The organism is Citrobacter pasteurii (assembly GCF_019047765.1).
GTDB lineage: Bacteria > Pseudomonadota > Gammaproteobacteria > Enterobacterales > Enterobacteriaceae > Citrobacter > Citrobacter pasteurii.
In genome coordinates, this window is record NZ_CP077262.1 from 4,595,545 (window position 1) to 4,611,282 (window position 15,738).

General features: G+C 52.2%; 20 protein-coding genes. 12 read left to right on the forward strand and 8 right to left on the reverse strand.

Annotated elements, in window-relative coordinates; all coding sequences use genetic code 11:
- The first annotated feature begins 201 nt into the window (after positions 1 to 201).
- The gene (locus tag I6L54_RS22165; protein WP_003025856.1) at positions 202 to 705 is read left to right on the forward strand and encodes a GNAT family N-acetyltransferase; all 504 of its coding nucleotides are present in this window, start codon (positions 202 to 204) and stop codon (positions 703 to 705) included.
- 26 nt (positions 706 to 731) lie between these two features.
- Here the strand turns inward: I6L54_RS22165 and I6L54_RS22170 are convergent, their stop codons facing one another.
- From I6L54_RS22170 to rraB, 3 genes are all read right to left on the reverse strand, one after another.
- Positions 732 to 1,562, reverse strand: coding sequence for a hypothetical protein (locus I6L54_RS22170; RefSeq protein WP_040230335.1), 831 nt, complete (start codon positions 1,560 to 1,562; stop codon positions 732 to 734).
- Between the two features lie 164 nt (positions 1,563 to 1,726).
- Complete coding sequence (gene miaE, locus I6L54_RS22175) at positions 1,727 to 2,485, reverse strand: tRNA isopentenyl-2-thiomethyl-A-37 hydroxylase MiaE (protein WP_040230336.1); 759 nt, start codon at positions 2,483 to 2,485, stop codon at positions 1,727 to 1,729.
- Positions 2,486 to 2,536: 51 nt separating this feature from the next.
- Positions 2,537 to 2,962 carry a ribonuclease E inhibitor RraB gene (rraB, locus tag I6L54_RS22180; RefSeq protein WP_005134179.1) on the reverse strand — a complete coding sequence of 142 codons (426 nt, stop codon included), beginning with the start codon at positions 2,960 to 2,962 and terminating at the stop codon, positions 2,537 to 2,539.
- Positions 2,963 to 3,060: 98 nt separating this feature from the next.
- Here rraB and argL point away from each other — a divergent pair, with 98 nt between their 5' ends.
- Together argL and argF (I6L54_RS22185) are read left to right on the forward strand one after the other, a co-directional pair.
- Complete coding sequence (gene argL, locus I6L54_RS24645) at positions 3,061 to 3,156, forward strand: putative translational regulatory protein ArgL (RefSeq protein WP_371414859.1); 96 nt, start codon at positions 3,061 to 3,063, stop codon at positions 3,154 to 3,156.
- On the forward strand, positions 3,126 to 4,130 hold the full coding sequence (gene argF, locus I6L54_RS22185) for an ornithine carbamoyltransferase (RefSeq protein ID WP_040230337.1): 1,005 nt from the start codon (positions 3,126 to 3,128) through the stop codon (positions 4,128 to 4,130). Before argL ends, argF (I6L54_RS22185) begins: the two co-directional genes overlap by 31 nt.
- Positions 4,131 to 4,236: 106 nt before the next feature.
- On the opposite strand, the gene I6L54_RS22190 is transcribed toward argF (I6L54_RS22185), so the two are convergent.
- Entirely contained in the window at positions 4,237 to 4,689 is a 453-nt protein-coding gene (locus I6L54_RS22190) for a YhcH/YjgK/YiaL family protein (protein WP_040230339.1), read from the reverse strand.
- A 672-nt stretch (positions 4,690 to 5,361) separates the two neighbouring features.
- Here I6L54_RS22190 and arcA point away from each other — a divergent pair.
- From arcA to I6L54_RS22215, 5 genes are all read left to right on the forward strand, one after another.
- On the forward strand, positions 5,362 to 6,582 hold the full coding sequence (gene arcA, locus I6L54_RS22195; protein WP_003025834.1) for an arginine deiminase: 1,221 nt from the start codon (positions 5,362 to 5,364) through the stop codon (positions 6,580 to 6,582).
- A gap of 9 nt (positions 6,583 to 6,591) precedes the next feature.
- The gene (gene arcC, locus I6L54_RS22200; protein ID WP_040230342.1) at positions 6,592 to 7,524 is read left to right on the forward strand and encodes a carbamate kinase; all 933 of its coding nucleotides are present in this window, start codon (positions 6,592 to 6,594) and stop codon (positions 7,522 to 7,524) included.
- Between the two features lie 59 nt (positions 7,525 to 7,583).
- Positions 7,584 to 8,588: an ornithine carbamoyltransferase gene (argF, locus tag I6L54_RS22205; protein ID WP_005134183.1), complete on the forward strand. Its 1,005-nt coding sequence runs from the start codon at positions 7,584 to 7,586 to the stop codon at positions 8,586 to 8,588.
- 55 nt (positions 8,589 to 8,643) lie between these two features.
- Entirely contained in the window at positions 8,644 to 10,047 is a 1,404-nt protein-coding gene (locus I6L54_RS22210) for a YfcC family protein (RefSeq protein WP_005134184.1), read from the forward strand.
- Positions 10,048 to 10,191: 144 nt separating this feature from the next.
- On the forward strand, positions 10,192 to 10,671 hold the full coding sequence (locus I6L54_RS22215; protein ID WP_003839609.1) for an arginine repressor: 480 nt from the start codon (positions 10,192 to 10,194) through the stop codon (positions 10,669 to 10,671).
- Here the strand turns inward: I6L54_RS22215 and I6L54_RS22220 are convergent.
- Entirely contained in the window at positions 10,668 to 10,790 is a 123-nt protein-coding gene (locus I6L54_RS22220; protein ID WP_085951582.1) for a hypothetical protein, read from the reverse strand. The two genes, I6L54_RS22215 and I6L54_RS22220, sit on opposite strands and share 4 nt — an antisense overlap.
- Between I6L54_RS22220 and pyrL the strand changes: the two genes are divergently transcribed.
- The 4 genes from pyrL (at position 10,770) to ridA (ending at position 12,781) form a co-directional block, all read left to right on the forward strand.
- A complete protein-coding gene (gene pyrL, locus I6L54_RS22225) occupies positions 10,770 to 10,871 on the forward strand; it encodes a pyr operon leader peptide (RefSeq protein WP_016155570.1) in 102 nt (33 codons plus the stop codon). The genes I6L54_RS22220 and pyrL overlap by 21 nt on opposite strands.
- A gap of 36 nt (positions 10,872 to 10,907) precedes the next feature.
- Positions 10,908 to 11,843 carry an aspartate carbamoyltransferase gene (pyrB, locus tag I6L54_RS22235; protein WP_003025818.1) on the forward strand — a complete coding sequence of 312 codons (936 nt, stop codon included), beginning with the start codon at positions 10,908 to 10,910 and terminating at the stop codon, positions 11,841 to 11,843.
- A 13-nt stretch (positions 11,844 to 11,856) separates the two neighbouring features.
- Positions 11,857 to 12,318 (forward strand): aspartate carbamoyltransferase regulatory subunit, encoded by a 462-nt coding sequence (pyrI, locus tag I6L54_RS22240; protein WP_003025816.1) that lies wholly within the window; start codon positions 11,857 to 11,859, stop codon positions 12,316 to 12,318.
- Between the two features lie 76 nt (positions 12,319 to 12,394).
- Positions 12,395 to 12,781, forward strand: a complete 387-nt coding sequence (gene ridA, locus I6L54_RS22245; RefSeq protein WP_000047544.1) for a 2-iminobutanoate/2-iminopropanoate deaminase — start codon at positions 12,395 to 12,397, stop codon at positions 12,779 to 12,781.
- A 91-nt stretch (positions 12,782 to 12,872) separates the two neighbouring features.
- On the opposite strand, the gene I6L54_RS22250 is transcribed toward ridA, so the two are convergent.
- Genes I6L54_RS22250 through I6L54_RS22260 form a run of 3 tightly spaced genes read right to left on the reverse strand, consistent with a single transcriptional unit; the run spans position 12,873 to position 15,732 of the window.
- Positions 12,873 to 14,159 carry a TRAP transporter large permease gene (locus tag I6L54_RS22250; protein ID WP_005134186.1) on the reverse strand — a complete coding sequence of 429 codons (1,287 nt, stop codon included), beginning with the start codon at positions 14,157 to 14,159 and terminating at the stop codon, positions 12,873 to 12,875.
- Between the two features lie 30 nt (positions 14,160 to 14,189).
- Positions 14,190 to 14,699, reverse strand: coding sequence for a TRAP transporter small permease (locus tag I6L54_RS22255; protein WP_040230347.1), 510 nt, complete (start codon positions 14,697 to 14,699; stop codon positions 14,190 to 14,192).
- Between the two features lie 55 nt (positions 14,700 to 14,754).
- Positions 14,755 to 15,732, reverse strand: coding sequence for a TRAP transporter substrate-binding protein (locus I6L54_RS22260; protein ID WP_040230348.1), 978 nt, complete (start codon positions 15,730 to 15,732; stop codon positions 14,755 to 14,757).
- Positions 15,733 to 15,738: the final 6 nt, after the last annotated feature.

Sequence of the window (15,738 nt, forward strand, 5' to 3'; positions counted from 1 at the left end):
TGCCGGATGGCGCTTGCGCTTATCCGGCCTACAGGCACCGTCAACGTAGGTCGGATAAGCGTAGCGCATCCGACACCACAGACAATAAAAGCCTCTGACGCATATGCTCAGAGGCTTTTTATTGAATTATCCTCGCTTGCGCTTCCCCTCACCGCAGTGGTATTAACTGCATATGTCTCACTTTTATGTCATGAGTTCGCTATGAGTGCCATTACCTCCGTCGCGGCAACGCTGCGCCGAATTTCTGCCGATGATAACGCCGCAATTGCCCGCGTTATCCGCAAAGTTTCCGCTGAATACGGCCTGACCGCCGATAAAGGCTACACCGTTGCCGACCCTAATCTGGATGAATTGTTCCAGGTTTACAGCCAGCCGGGCGCGGCCTACTGGGTGGTTGAGCAAAACGGTGAAGTCGTGGGCGGCGGTGGCGTGGCACCGTTAGGATGTAGTGAACCAGACATTTGCGAGCTGCAAAAGATGTACTTCCTGTCGAGCGCGCGCGGTCAGGGGCTGGCGAAAAAACTGGCGCTGATGGCGCTTGAACATGCCCGTGAGCAAGGTTTTAAGCAGTGCTATCTGGAAACCACGGCGTTTCTGACTGAGGCAATCCGCTTGTATGAGCATTTAGGCTTTGAGCACATCAGCGAAGCGCTGGGCTGTACCGGGCACGTAGATTGTGAAGTGCGGATGTTAAAGCCCCTCTGACCTTACGCCGAGAGGCTTTAGCCGCGTTACTGCATCTCGGCTGAGAGCATTAGTCGAATAACGCCGGCCGCGCGCGCGGTTGGCAGTTTCAGCACCTGTGACCATAAATCTTGCACCATTTCACAGACGACTTTCTCTTTGCCCACGCCTTTACTCGGATCGGCCATGATTTGGATATCCGGTCCAAAGCGCTGTACCAGCCCCGGACTGATGGATTGCAGATCCTGAAGCGCCAACTGTTTTTCTTCCGCCGTAACCGTATGTTTGTTCGGGCCATAGGCCGCGTGCATCATACTCATATCGCTGGCCATACGACGGTTCATGAGCTCGCGCGGAATAATACGCACCGGGTTAATCCCGCCTTTCACCGCCGGGAACAAAAAGCGAAAACATTCGTCATTGCCCACTTTTGCCACCGCGGCAATCTGTTCGAGATTAATCTTCATATACTCGATCACGTTGGCATCAGGCGCCTGCTGCAAACGTGCCATCTGTACCTGCAGGATCTGCGGCTGAATAGCGTCGATAATCTGTTGCTCGCTTTTCCCCGCCTCTTTCAGCTGCGTTGCCTGGGTGAGGATGTTCTGCCACAGCGCTGGCTCCTGCTCCTTAAGCACCTGATAAACGGGCATGGACAGCATCGCGTTTTCAAATTTCTGCGCATCAGTCAGACCATAATCCGGGCTTTCGCGTGGGATCAGGTAGTGCACATCAAACAGATTCCACGCGATAATCGCCACCACAAAGACCACCACGCCGGAGAGCTTGCCCAGCCAGCCTTTTTTGCGAAACATTCCCACGACGATAGCAATCACCGCCCCGATATAACCCGCCAACAATACGTGTGTCCAGTTCATTAACCATCCTTATGCCAAACAGTTGCTATTGCGGGGATATATTTCCCCTTCGTGTATTTTGATTATTACGGCAGCAGCGAGCGATTGCCAGCCACCAGATTTTGCTAACGGGGACAGGGGGGTTAAACCGCACGGCAATGTCTGCCGCGCGTCAGAGAGGGAGGCTAAGCGGGCACGCCGCTGTGAAAACGGAATTCATCGTCGGGAGAAGTAATCAGCGCGGCTTCTACTTCGCCAAAGAACCGCACCCGGCTACTGATATCGTCAGCAGAAACCTGCTGCGCCAACGCCAGATAATCCTGATAGTGCCGCGCCTCAGAACGCAGCAGTGACAGATAAAATGCCTGCAGATCGTCATCCAGATACGGTGCCAGCGCGGCGAACCGTTCACAGGAACGCGCCTCAATGTAAGCCCCGCAAATCAGTTTATCGATTAATGTCAGCGGCTCGTGGGTGCGCACCTCTTTGAGCATGCCTTTGGCGTAACGGCTGGCGGTAATCTTAATATAGGGAATGTTGCGACTCATCATCGCCTCACGCACCTGCCAGAAGTGGTGAAGTTCTTCTTTGATCAGCAACACCATGCTGTCGATAAGCTTGCGCCCCCACGGATCGTCGGTTTGCGGCATTACGCTTTTGCTAATCTGTTTATTCAGCGCGATAAAGTCCGGTTCATCCCCTTCTCTGAAAGCATACGCCTCATAGGGTTTCAGCCAGTCCAGCAGCGCCTGCGCTCCCTGTTTATCGGCGACATATTTACGCACCAGCAGCATAGCCGTTTGCGCCGCTTTCAGTTCGCAGACAAGGTGATCGGTCAGTAACAGAGGGAGATTCGCCGGGTCTCGCGCTTTATCAAGCCAGGCCTGGGGCGTTTTACAGTGCAGGAAGCTGTGGATCGGGGAGAGTATTTGCAGGTAATCCATACGTTGTCCTTGGCCTACGGCAGCAGATGCCACCGTAGGTCAGCAGATGACTTAGTGACGCACGCCGTCATCATCTTCGTCGACGAAGTCTTCATCGTCGCCGTCTTCACCTTCTTCGCCGTTAGGGTCTTCGAAATAGGTACCCCACCCGTCGTATTCCACTTCAAATTTTTCAGCCAGATTCATCAGCTGTTCAACCTGAGCGTCGATCAGTTCGGCATTCAGGGCGCATTCGCTGAGAATGTCACAGCAAATAACCGTGTCGCCTTCTTCCACTTCCAGCTCTTCAGGCTCGGTCACTTCATAACCCAGTTTGAAGGCTTCTACTGCCGCTTTTTCCAGGGTTTCAAAGTCATCCGCGGAAAGGTGATGTTCGATGGTGTACAGCGCGTCTGGATCGCTACCATCTTCGAGTAACTCTTCAATAATCAAGCGCGTTTCTTCACGCTGTTCTTCCAGTAGTTCCGGGTTTGCCATAGCTCGTTCCTCATAATGTCCTGCCGATACTCTTATTGTCACATACCGCTGACATTGCCTCCACCTTTCCAGGAAAGATTTGTTAAACAAGGTTGCAAATGAATAAACATCCATATAAATTGAATTTTAATTCAATAAATGGCTTAAGCCATGTGAGGGAACCATGTCTACGTTTTATCAAAAGCACTTTTTGAAATTGCTCGATTTCACCTCTGCTGAACTCACGTCACTGCTCCAGCTCGCCGCGCAGTTGAAGGCGGATAAAAAAAACGGCACAGAGGTCGCTCAACTCACCGGTAAAAACATCGCGCTCATCTTCGAAAAAGACTCAACCCGCACCCGTTGCTCTTTCGAAGTTGCCGCATACGATCAGGGCGCGCGCGTCACGTATCTCGGGCCAAGCGGCAGCCAGATTGGTCATAAAGAGTCGATCAAAGACACCGCCCGCGTGCTCGGTCGTATGTACGACGGTATTCAGTATCGGGGCCACGGCCAGGAAATTGTCGAGACGCTGGCGGAATACGCCGGGGTTCCGGTATGGAACGGATTAACTAACGAGTTTCACCCCACCCAGTTGCTGGCAGATTTGCTCACAATGCAGGAACACCTGCCGGGTAAAGTGTTCAATGAAATGACGCTGGTTTATGCAGGCGATGCACGTAACAATATGGGTAACTCCATGCTGGAAGCCGCCGCGTTAACCGGGCTGGATCTGCGCCTGGTTGCGCCGCAGGCCTGCTGGCCAGAGGAAAGCCTGGTTGCGGAGTGCAAAGCGCAAGCGCAGAAAAACGGCGGCAATATTACGCTGACCGAAGATGTCGCCGCGGGCGTGAAAGGTGCGGACTTTATCTATACCGACGTCTGGGTATCGATGGGCGAAGCGAAAGAGAAGTGGGCCGAACGTATTGCGCTGCTGCGTAAATATCAGGTTAATAGCGCGATGATGGCGTTGACCGGTAATCCGCAGGTGAAATTCCTACACTGCCTGCCAGCGTTTCATGACGATCAGACCGCGCTGGGTAAACAAATGGCACAAGAGTATGGTTTGCACGGCGGGATGGAAGTGACCGATGAGGTCTTTGAATCCCCCGCCAGCATCGTGTTTGATCAAGCGGAGAACCGGATGCACACTATAAAAGCGGTGATGGTGGCGACGCTGGCGAAGTGAGGGCATGGATGAAAAGAATGCCGGATGGCGATGCTAAGCATCTTATCCGGCCTACAACCGCGCTCCCGTAGGCCGGGCAAGGCGAAGCCGCCTCCGGCAAATACACTTATGCCACCAGCATTTTCACCACGGCTTTACGTACCAGCGCCGGAGCGCCGACCGCGCACAGCGGTTTATGCACTTCGCCCGGATAGAACACCACGAAGTCCCCCTCGTTAAGCACCACCGTTTTCTCTTCAGCCCCTTCCGGCAAAAAGGCGATGTCTTTATCCGCCAGCCAGTCGGTTTCCGGTGCGCCCGCAGGCTGCGTGCTAAAAGTCATGCCTTCCTGACCTTTGAGCAGGATCTGGATATCCAGATAACGGGCGTGATACTCGGCGCGACGCTGGGCAAACGGCTCCGTCATATCTTCGGCAATCAGATAAAACAGACGATCGCCATCGATGTCATGCTTACCTTTTTCCGTCGCATCCGTCACATACGCTTTAATGTGTTCAATTGCCTGACGCAGCTCTTCCGGCAGCCAGGCATCCAGGTTGTGAATATTGCCAACAATCATCTCAAACCCCTTAATTAAAACATCGTTTCATTTTAGTTGTTATACGAAAAAACGGCCTGCCATACTACTGCTATTTGCCGATATTTTGCGTCAACGCATGTTTATCGCTGATGGTGTTAAATAATTGCTAACTCTCAGCAACAGGTTATGCATAAACTTTGCATAACTTTCGGCTACCCTTTTTCAACCTGATCAGTAACATACTGTTATTAAAAGTTTTATTAGAAAAACAAGCTATCGATCACAGTTCACCTCTCCTTCGCTATCCTTCTTCATCGTCATATTTATTTTGAAATAAACTTTACCGCGCAAATAATAAAATCATATATTCGCATAATAATTCACAACACAGAAAAAAGCACAAATAAATCAATGCATTACTTATATTGTAGCACACTAAAAGTGTACATAAAATTAACACCGATAAATAACAAGACATATTCCCGCGTAGTAATTCAATTATTCATGTTTTTATTTTATTAATTCTCCGAGCCATATCATAAATTAAACATCAAAAGTCAAATATCGACCTGACTGTGAAATAAATCACGTTTCCTCATCAAATAAGATCTAAATATAGATTCCGAAATCAGCTGAAAAGTCATGACTGCAATAAATATTATTTGCAGGCACATCCTCTTTATTTTTTAAAATAGTATTAAAGGAATAATGATGGAAAAGCATTATGTCGGGTCTGAAATCGGTCAATTACGTAGCGTAATGCTACATCGCCCTAATCTCAGCTTAAAAAGGCTGACGCCATCAAATTGCCAGGAACTGCTTTTTGATGATGTTCTTTCGGTAGAACGTGCAGGAGAAGAACATGACATTTTCGCCAACACGTTACGTCAGCAAGGGATTGAGGTTCTGTTACTCACTGATTTATTGACACAAACCTTAGATGTCCAAGATGCCAAAGACTGGTTGCTGGAGACACAAATCTCTGATTATCGCCTTGGCCCCGCTTTCGCTACCGATATTCGCGCATGGCTTGCAGATATGCAGCACCGGGAGCTCGCCCGGCATTTAAGCGGCGGGCTAACCTACGGGGAAATTCCTGCTTCCATCAAAAATATGGTGGTCGATACTCACGATATTAATGACTTTATTATGAAGCCATTGCCAAACCACTTATTTACTCGCGACACCTCCTGCTGGATATATAACGGCGTATCCATTAACCCGATGGCAAAAACCGCACGCCAGCGGGAAACCAATAACCTGCGAGCAATTTACCGTTGGCATCCACAATTTGCCGATGGTGAATTTATTAAATACTTCGGCGATGAAAATATTAATTACGACCACGCCACATTAGAAGGTGGCGATGTGCTGGTGATTGGTCGCGGCGCGGTACTCATCGGTATGTCGGAACGCACCACGCCGCAGGGCATTGAGTTCCTTGCCCAGTCGCTGTTTAAGCATCGCCAGGCTGAACGTGTCATCGCGGTTGAACTGCCGAAACATCGTTCCTGTATGCACCTCGATACCGTCATGACCCACATTGATATCGATACCTTCTCCGTCTACCCGGAAGTGGTACGCCCGGATGTCCAGTGCTGGACCCTGACGCCAGACGGGCGCGGCGGCCTGAAACGCACCCAGGAAAGTACGCTGGTACACGCCCTCGAAAAAGCGCTGGGCCTCGACCAAATCACGCTGATCACCACCGGGGGCGACGCCTTCGAAGCTGAACGCGAACAGTGGAACGACGCCAACAACGTCCTGACGCTGCGCCCCGGCGTGGTGGTGGGTTACGAGCGCAACATCTGGACCAACGAAAAATACGACAAAGCCGGTATCACCGTTTTACCCATTCCTGGTGACGAACTGGGACGCGGACGCGGCGGCGCGCGCTGCATGAGCTGCCCACTGGAACGCGACGGTATTTAAGGAGACGTTATGGAAAACAAACCTACTCTGGTTGTGGCGTTGGGCGGCAATGCGCTGCTCAAACGCGGTGAACCGCTGGAAGCTGACATCCAGCGCAAGAATATTGAGCTGGCGGCAAAAACTATCGCTCAGCTTACGCAGCAATGGCGCGTGATTCTGGTGCACGGCAATGGCCCGCAGGTTGGACTTTTGGCGTTACAAAACAGCGCTTATGACCACGTCACCCCTTATCCGCTCGACATTCTCGGCGCGGAAAGTCAGGGGATGATTGGCTATATGCTGCAACAAGCGCTGAAAAACCAGCTGCCACAACGTGAAATTAGCGTCCTGCTGACTCAGGTTGAAGTCGATGCCCACGATCCAGCCTTCAGCAATCCGACCAAATATATCGGACCGATTTACGACGACGCTCAGGCTAAAACGCTTCACGCGGAAAAGGGCTGGATTTTCAAAGCCGATGGCAAAGCGTTCCGTCGCGTTGTGCCCTCTCCACAACCCAAACGTATCGTTGAAAGTGACGCTATTCGCACATTGATCGCCCGCGATCATCTGGTGATTTGCAACGGCGGAGGCGGCGTACCGGTGGTGGAAAAAGCCGATGGCTTCCACGGTATTGAAGCGGTGATCGACAAGGATCTCTCCGCCGCCCTGCTCGCCCGCCAACTCCATGCCGATGCGTTGCTGATCCTCACCGATGCTGACGCCGTGTACCTCGACTGGGGCAAACCTACCCAGCGCCCGCTGGCCCAGGTCACCCCGGAACTGCTCGGTGAAATGCAATTCGACGCCGGTTCAATGGGCCCCAAAGTCACCGCCTGCGCGGAATTCGTCTCTCACTGTCGTGGGATTGCTGGCATCGGTTCACTGGCCGACGGTTCGGCCATTCTCGCCGGCGACAAAGGCACGCTAATTCGTCCCGAAACCACCGACGCTCACGCTTAGGGCTTTTTTTGCCGGATGGCGGTTGCGCCGCCTTATCCGGCCTACATAAGGACATTTTCATGACTGTTAACCTGAAAAATCGCAATTTTCTCAAACTGCTGGACTACACCCCGGCGGAAATCCAGTACCTGATCGATCTGGCTATCGAGTTAAAAACGGCAAAAAAAGCCGGGCGCGAAAGGCAAACGCTGGTCGGTAAAAACATCGCACTGATCTTCGAAAAAACCTCCACTCGCACCCGCTGCGCGTTTGAAGTCGGTGCTTTCGATCAGGGCGCACAGGTGACCTACCTCGGCCCAAGTGGCTCGCAGATCGGTCATAAAGAGTCGATGAAAGATACCGCCCGCGTGTTGGGTCGCATGTATGACGGCATCGAATACCGCGGCTACGGCCAGGAGATCGTTGAAGAGTTAGGTAAATTTGCTGGCGTCCCGGTCTGGAACGGGCTGACGAATGAATTCCATCCTACGCAGATCCTCGCGGATCTGATGACCATGCTGGAACACGCTCCGGGTAAAACCTTACCCGAACTGAGTTTCGCTTACCTCGGTGACGCCCGCAACAACATGGGTAATTCGCTGATGGTCGGCGCGGCGAAAATGGGGATGGATATTCGTCTGGTCGCACCGAAATCCTTCTGGCCGGACGAGGCGCTGGTTGCCGAATGCCGCGAAATCGCCAGCGTAACGGGCGCACGCATTACGCTCACGGACGATGTTGCAGAAGGGGTATACGACGTCGATTTCCTCTACACCGATGTCTGGGTTTCGATGGGCGAACCAAAAGAAGCCTGGGCAGAACGCGTCAGCCTGATGACGCCCTACCAGATTAACCAGCAGGTCATCAATGCGACCGGCAATCCTAACGTGAAATTTATGCACTGCCTGCCTGCCTTCCATAACGAACACACCAAAGTGGGCCGTGAAATTGAAGCGGCTTATGGCCTGAAAGGGCTTGAAGTCACGGAAGAGGTATTCGAGTCAGCGCATTCCATCGTCTTCGACGAAGCGGAAAACCGGATGCATACCATCAAAGCGGTCATGGTAGCGACACTCGGCGACTAACCCCAGCGGGCATCTGTCGCCTGGCGGCATATGCCCAAGCTATCCGGAGAACATCATGGGCAAATTCAAATTTCCCAGCGCGTATACCATCCTGTTTATTCTCATTGCGCTCGTCGCCGTTATGACCTGGATTGTCCCGGCAGGGAAATACCAGATGGCGATGAATGCTACTCTCGGCAAAGAAGTGCCGGTTGCCGGTACTTATGCCCCGACAGAGGCGCATCCACAAGGCATAACCGCTGTTCTGCTGGCACCGATTGACGGGCTTTATAACCACGAAACCTACACCGCAGGTGCAATTGATGTCGCGCTGTTTGTCCTGATCATCGGTGGTTTTCTCGGCGTGGTAAACAAAACGGGCGCCATCGACGCAGGCATCGAACGCGTGACGGTCAGGCTGAACGGCAAAGAAGAGTGGATGATCCCCATCCTGATGGGGCTTTTCGCCGCCGGAGGCACGATTTACGGCATGGCGGAAGAATCACTCCCTTTCTACACCTTATTAGTTCCGGTCATGATGGCCGCGCGCTTTGATCCACTGGTTGCTGCTGCGACCGTGCTACTCGGCGCAGGCATCGGCACGCTCGGTTCGACAATCAACCCTTTCGCGACGGTTATCGCCGCAAACGCCGCCGGGATCCCCTTCACCCAGGGAATGCTGATGCGCATTCTGCTGCTGGTCATCGGCTATGTTATCTGCGTGGTGTGGGTCATGCGTTATGCGCGCAAAGTCCGCAATCACCCGGAGTTGTCGATTGTGGCGGATAAAATGGAGGAAAACCGCGCGCATTTTCTCGGCAATCGCGGCAATGCCAATCTTGAATTCACGGCCACGCGTAAGTGGATCCTGCTGATATTCGCTGCCGCCTTTGCGGTAATGATTTATGGCGTCGCGGTACTCGGATGGTGGATGGCAGAAATATCCGCAGTCTTTCTGGCTTCCGCGATTATCGTCGGTGTGATCGCCCGCATGAGTGAAGAAGCCTTCACCAGTACCTTCATTGACGGTGCGCGGGATCTGCTCGGCGTGGCGCTGATTATCGGCATTGCGCGCGGTATCGTGGTGGTGATGGACAACGGCATGATTACCCACACCATTTTGCACAGCGCCGAAAATTTAGTCTCCGGTCTTTCCACCACCATTTTCATCAATGTGACCTACTGGCTGGAAGTATTGCTCTCCTTCCTGGTCCCTTCCTCGTCTGGTCTGGCGGTGCTGACGATGCCCATTATGGCCCCGCTGGCCGACTTCGCCCATGTGCAAAGGGATCTGGTCGTCACCGCGTACCAATCCGCTTCCGGCATTGTGAATCTGATCACCCCCACTTCAGCCGTCGTGATGGGCGGGTTGGCCATCGCTCGCGTTCCTTATGTGCGCTACCTGAAATGGGTCGCCCCGCTGCTGCTGATTCTGACGGTGCTGAACATGGTCGTCCTGAGTATCGGCGCGATGCTGTAGCCGTTTTGGCCGTCGGATCCCGACGGCTTTTTTGAGCGTGCTCTCGTTTTTCTGCACAACCGCCCGTTTGAGCCGTTATTGATATAGCAAATGTGGTGAATTTCGCCATCACATTGATACAAATGATAAACTTAGGGTGTATTTATGAAGGAATTCGATGATTACTCGACCAAAGAGCAGAAACAATTGGCGATTTGTCAGCGCCTGATTAGCGAAAAAAGCTACCTGTCCCAGGAAGCGCTTCGCCGCGATCTCCAACACCATGGTTTTACCGGAATTAGCCAGTCAACGGTATCCCGTCTGCTGAAACTGCTCGGGGCTATAAAAATAAGAAATACAAAAGGGCAAAAAATTTATTCTGTAAATCCGCAGTCGCGCCCCGCTCCTGATGCTGCCCGATCGATTGCTGAAATGGTGGTCAGCGTGGAGCACAATAGCGAATTTATCCTCATCCACACGGCGGCAGGTTATGGCCGTGCCGTTGCCAGAATCCTCGATTACCACGCGTTACCAGAGATTCTGGGTGTCATCGCTGGCAGCAGTATTGTCTGGGTTGCGCCGCGAGTTGTGCAGCGAACGGGGCTGGTGCACAAGCAGATTAACTATCTATTTAAAATGAATTAAAATTCATAAGAACCGTTTGCGGTGAATAAATTGTGCATTTTCCGCTTGATCCCATAACGGAGCTGAGTATAATCGCGGACAATTTGCCGGGAGGATGTATGGTTCAGTGTGTACGACATTTTGTCTTACCGCGTCTGAAAAAGGACGCTGGCCTGCCGTTTTTCTTTCCGTTGATCATCCATTCCGAGCCCCTCAATTGAGGGGCTTTTTTTTTGCCCAGGCGTCAGGAGATAAACATGGCTAACCCGCTCTATCAAAAACACATCATTTCCATAAACGACCTCAGCCGCGATGACCTCAATCTGGTCCTCGCGACGGCGGCGAAATTAAAAGCCAACCCGCAGCCGGAGCTGTTAAAGCATAAGGTCATCGCCAGCTGCTTCTTTGAGGCGTCAACCCGCACCCGTTTATCCTTCGAAACCTCCATGCACCGCCTGGGCGCCAGCGTGGTAGGTTTCTCTGACAGCAGCAACACGTCGCTTGGCAAAAAAGGCGAAACGCTGGCCGACACCATTTCCGTCATCAGTACCTATGTCGACGCCATCGTCATGCGTCATCCGCAGGAAGGCGCCGCACGTCTGGCTACAGAGTTCTCCGGTAACGTTCCGGTACTGAACGCCGGCGACGGCTCCAACCAACATCCCACCCAAACGCTGCTGGACCTGTTTACCATTCAGGAAACGCAGGGTCGCCTGGACAATCTGCACATCGCCATGGTGGGTGACCTGAAATATGGCCGTACCGTCCACTCCCTGACCCAGGCGCTGGCGAAGTTCGAAGGTAACCGTTTCTACTTCATCGCCCCGGACGCACTGGCCATGCCGCAATACATTCTGGATATGTTGAACGAAAAAGGTATCGCCTGGAGCCTGCACGGCACTATCGAAGAGGTGATGGCGGAGGTCGATATCCTCTACATGACCCGCGTACAAAAAGAGCGTCTGGACCCGTCCGAATACGCCAACGTGAAAGCACAGTTTGTCCTGCGCGCCAGCGATTTGAACGGTGCCAGAGCAAACATGAAGGTGCTGCATCCGCTGCCGCGCATCGATGAAATCACCACCGACGTCGATAAGACGCCGCACGCCTGGTATTTCCAGCAGGCTGGCAACGGCATCTTCGCCCGCCAGGCGTTACTGGCACTGGTACTGAATAGCGAACTGGCACTGTAAGGGAGAAAAAGAGATGACACACGATAACAAACTGCAGGTTGAAGCCATCAAACGTGGCACCGTGATTGACCACATTCCCGCACAGGTTGGTTTTAAGCTGCTGACGCTGTTCAAACTGACGGAAACCGACCAACGTATCACCATCGGTCTGAACCTGCCGTCTGGCGAGATGGGCCGTAAGGATCTGATTAAAATCGAAAACACGTTCCTGACCGACGAGCAGGTAAACCAGCTCTCCCTGTACGCCCCGCAGGCAACGGTAAACCGCATTGACGATTACGACGTGGTGGGTAAATCACGTCCGAGCCTGCCTGAGCGTATCGATAACGTGCTGGTTTGCCCGAACAGCAACTGCATCAGTCATGCTGAGCCGGTTTCTTCCAGTTTTGCAGTGAAAAAACGCGCTGATGACATCGCACTCAAATGCAAATACTGTGAAAAAGAGTTTTCGCATTATGTGGTGCTGGCCAACTAATTGGGGTTGGTTATGAGATCCCGGCTCCCTATAATGAGCGGGAACATTCTATTACCGCTGTAATTCAGGAGAAATCATGAGCAAGACTATCGCGACGGAAAATGCACCAGCAGCAATCGGCCCATACGTTCAGGGCGTTGACCTGGGTAGCATGGTAATCACTTCCGGTCAGATTCCGGTCGATCCGAAAACCGGTGCCGTAGCGGAAGACGTATCCGCTCAGGCACGTCAGTCGCTGGAAAACGTAAAAGCTATCGTTGAAGCCGCAGGCCTGAAAGTGGGCGATATCGTAAAAACGACCGTCTTCGTTAAAGACCTGAACGATTTCGCTACCGTCAACGCCACCTACGAAGCATTCTTCACCGAACACAACGCGACCTTCCCGGCGCGTTCTTGCGTAGAAGTTGCTCGTCTGCCGAAAGACGTGAAAATCGAGATTGAAGCGATCGCCGTTCGTCGCTAAGTCTCCTTGTGCCGGATGGCGGCTTCGCCTTATCCGGCCTACGCAAGCGTAATTTACAGGCCCGGTAAGCGCGAGCGCCACCGGGCATGTATCACAGCACACCAAACAGTTTCGGCAGGAACAGTGAAATCGCCGGAATGTACGTCACGAGCATCAGCACCAGGAACAGCACGAGGTAGAACGGCAGCATCGCCTTTACCACCTGCTCTATTTTCTGCTTACTCACCGCACTGGCAACAAACAGCACCGACCCTACCGGCGGCGTAATCAGGCCGATCCCTAAGTTCACCAGCATAATCATGCCAAAATGGACCGGATCAATGCCGAGCGCGTTGGTCACCGGCAGCAGAACCGGCGTCAAAATCAGGATCAGCGGCGCCATATCCATCAGCGTACCGATCAGCAACAGCATGATGTTAATGCACATCAGAATGACGTATTTGTTGTCCGAAATACTGGTGAAGGCTTCAGTGATACGCATCGGCAACTGCATATAAGTCATGACGGCGCCGAACGCAGCGGCAAAGCCTATCAGGATCATGACGATCGTGACCGTTTTCACCGTGCGGAACATCAGTTTCGGCAGTTCAGACCATTTATAGTCACGATAGATAAACATGGTGACAAAGAAGGCCCACAGACAGGCAATTGCCGCTGATTCCGTCGCGGTAAAGATACCTGACAGGATCCCCCCCATGATGATCACCACCGTCATCAATCCCCACAAGGTATCGACGAAAATCTTCAGCGCCTGGCGAAACGGCACGCGTTCCCCTTTTGGGTAACCGCGTTTGTGCGCAAACGCGACACACATTACCATCAGACTGAAACTTAACAGCAGACCCGGCAGGATCCCGGCGATAAACAGCGCGGCAATAGATACCGTACCGCCAGTTGCCAGCGAATAAATGACCGAGTTGTGGCTGGGCGGCGTAAGGATTGCCTGTACCGAACCGCTGGCGGTCACCGCCGCGGCAAAGTCGCGAGGATAGCCTTTTTTATCCATCTCCGGGATCATCACCGAACCGATGGACGCGGTGTCTGCCACGGATGATCCTGAGATCGCGCCAAAAAAGGTTGATGCCACAATGTTGACCAGTGACAAACCTCCGCGAATAAAACCAACAAAAATGTAGGCAAAATTCACTAACCGACGCGCAATTCCGCCTTCGGCCATGATTGCACCGGCCAGAATAAAGAACGGGATCGCCAGCAGAGAGAACTTGTTCACGCCGCTGGTCAGTTGGATCATCACCGCTTCCAGTGGGATATCAATGTACCAGGCGCCAATGATGGCGCTAATCCCTACCGCGTACGCTACCGGTACCCCAATCGCCAGCATGATGCCAAGCGTAAAGACGAGAATAAATGCATCCATCTGCTTTCCTTAATGAAATGGGGGCGGTAATTAGCTGGTCGAACCCAGCATGACAACGGGACGCTGGTACTGCGGGCCACGGCAGATCTTCTCAACAATAAAGAGCAGCGTGATAGCAGAGCCAATCGGCAGCGGAAGATAGTTTTGCCCAGCGCTTAAAAGCGGGAATTCCGCAACGGACTGCTCCCACAGCTCAAGACAGAGATTGGTTCCATACCAGAGGATAAACAGGCTTATTGCCGCCAGCATGATATCCGCGACAATAAAGCAGCAACGACGGGCGCTTTCGCCCAGGCGGTCAGTGACCATACTCACTGCGATATGTGAGCCTGCGCGATAACTCACCGCAGCACCAATAAAGGTGAATGTCACCATGCAGAGAATAGCAACGGGTTCAGGCCATGACAGGGCATTGTTCAGGACATAACGTGCGAATATCCCAATCGGGATAATGGCAACCATCACCAATAATGCCACACCGGCAATCCACATTGAGACCCGATAAAGAAAATCCATTACCGATGAATAGCATTCACCCATAATCATCACCTCGAATTAATCAAATGATTCAGGCGGATATCATCCGCCCGATGAACTACTGCACATCCTGAATACGCTTGATCAAATCCTGGTGTTCTTTACCGTAATTATCCCTTACTGACTGAGTGGCTTTATAGAAATAATCTGTATCAATATCGTGGAACTGAACGCCGTTGGCTTTCATCGTTTCCAGCGATTTCTCATTATAGACTTGCCACAGTTTACGCTGTTCAACCTGTGCTTCTTTGGCGAGTTTAATAATGAGCTCCTGATCTTCTTTTTTCAACTTATCCCATTTCGCTTTCGAGAAAAGAAATAATTCAGGAATAATAAAATGTTTGCTCCAGGTGTAGTTTTTAACGACCGGTAAATAGTTGTGTGCAACAAACGTCGGTGGGTTATTTTCCGTTCCATCAATAACCCCGGTCTGCATGCCGCTAAATACTTCACTGACGCCCATGACAACGGAGTTAGCGCCCATCGCCTTCAGGGTATCCAGCGCTATCGGACTCCCTTGAACACGGATTTTCATACCGTGTAAATCTTCCGGTTTCACCACCGGATTTTTGGTGATCAAGTTGCGCGTTCCGGCATCCATCCAGCCGAGGAACACCAGCCGCGATTTGGCGTTGGCCGTCAGGCGGTCGCCAATCTCCTGACCAATCATGCCGTCGAGAACCTTATGCAGATGGTCTTCATCACGGAAAATATATGGCAGGGTAAACACGTTAATTTCAGGGAGAATAGCGGCGACTGGCGTCATTGAGACACGAATAATATCGATAGCGCCTAATTGTGCCTGCTCAATCATCTGTTTTTCGTCGCCTAACACACCACCGGGAAAGGTTTTAATCTCCAGACGACCTTCGGTGGCGGCGCTAAGTTTTTCCCCCATATGTTTCACTGCTACCACGTTCGGGTAATCAGCCGGATGCACATCTGCGGCGCGGAAGGTTTGTGCCAATGTTGAATGGCTGGCCAGTAATATCGAAGCACCAATACACAGACTTATCAGGTTTTTTGTCAGTTTCATTTGTCC